This window comes from Acinetobacter sp. WCHAc060042 (assembly GCF_003231195.1).
Taxonomy (GTDB): domain Bacteria; phylum Pseudomonadota; class Gammaproteobacteria; order Pseudomonadales; family Moraxellaceae; genus Acinetobacter.
This window is the reverse complement of the sequence record NZ_QKVN01000107.1, coordinates 1-1,091: the sequence shown is the minus strand read 5'-3', so window position 1 is coordinate 1,091 and position 1,091 is coordinate 1. Positions and strand designations below refer to the sequence as shown.

Annotated in this window: 1 protein-coding gene; it reads right to left on the bottom strand. The window is 35.1% G+C overall.

The window, feature by feature from the left end:
- Positions 1 to 245: 245 nt before the first annotated feature.
- Positions 246 to 908: a DUF2057 family protein gene (locus tag DPG01_RS18425; protein ID WP_110976005.1), complete on the bottom strand. Its 663-nt coding sequence runs from the start codon at positions 906 to 908 to the stop codon at positions 246 to 248.
- Positions 909 to 1,091: the final 183 nt, after the last annotated feature.

Sequence of the window (1,091 nt, the reverse complement as noted above, 5' to 3'; positions counted from 1 at the left end):
TAAGACATCCACCCCAAGTTATTCACTACATTGCGTTGGTGTGTTGCGTATTCTATATAGTTTTATTTGTAACGCAAGCACATTTATATAAATATTTCAAAAAAACCACCCGACTGGTTATTTTTAAATCAAAATATCTATTTTAGATTAAATTATAGCCAATATCTGCAGTTTATCCACTATATAAATGCGCTATCTAAATAATAAAAACAGCTAATGCTGTTTTTTAATATTTAGTGAGTAGATTATTGTGCTTGTTCAGCTAACCAAGTCATAAACGCTTGGCGTTCAGATTTCGATGCACTTTTCCAAGTATTAATTAATTGCTGAGCATTATTAGCATTTGGCAGATCTTTTGGTTTCACTACTTCAGCTTTTCCTACCACTGCTTGTGACGTATATATCGGTGCAGGCTGCGCAATCGTAGTTGCTTTTTGAGTGAGATCGGTTGGCGCATCATTAAATAAATTTTTCAGAATGCCAGAGCTTTGCGTTTTACTGCCTTTTTGTTCGACCAATAATTGATTCTTGGCATCATATAAACCAAAAACGGGCTGTTTAGCATATGCCTTTGCATCATCATGGTTTTGTGGCGGATTGAGTAAAGCTAAACGATAGGTCTGCTGATCTTGTAGAATTGGAGTTTTAATGTTCACCACACCAGAGCGAACAATATCATGCGAACCAATGCCAGGATGCTCTTCAAAAAACTGGATATAACGAACACTGATAATATTTTCGCCTGCATCAATACTATATGTACTGTCTGAACTAAATAAACGACTCTTGACCTCTTGCCCATTTAAACCTTCAATTTTAATTTCTTCAGGCGCGGTAATGGTTACTGCTGAAAATGCGGAAGTACTCAACATCAATACTACTGTTGCAAGGGTTGCACGTAAGGTCATTTTTACACTCTATCCGTTGTTTATTAAAGTTTAGTTGCACTATGCAGTGTATAAATGACAATTTTATGACAATTTCTGAGCCTAGAACCAACCTACAACTACAATATATATTGCTAAGCTTTTATATTTTAAAGATAAATACCCAAACAAAAAAGAGCAGATCTACTCTGCTCTTTTTCATTT

What these genes read in the sequence shown, in the direction of transcription:
- DPG01_RS18425 (WP_110976005.1), bottom strand. Translation starts at nt 908, where the DNA reads ATGACCTTACGTGCAACCCTTGCAACAGTAGTATTGATGTTGAGTACT.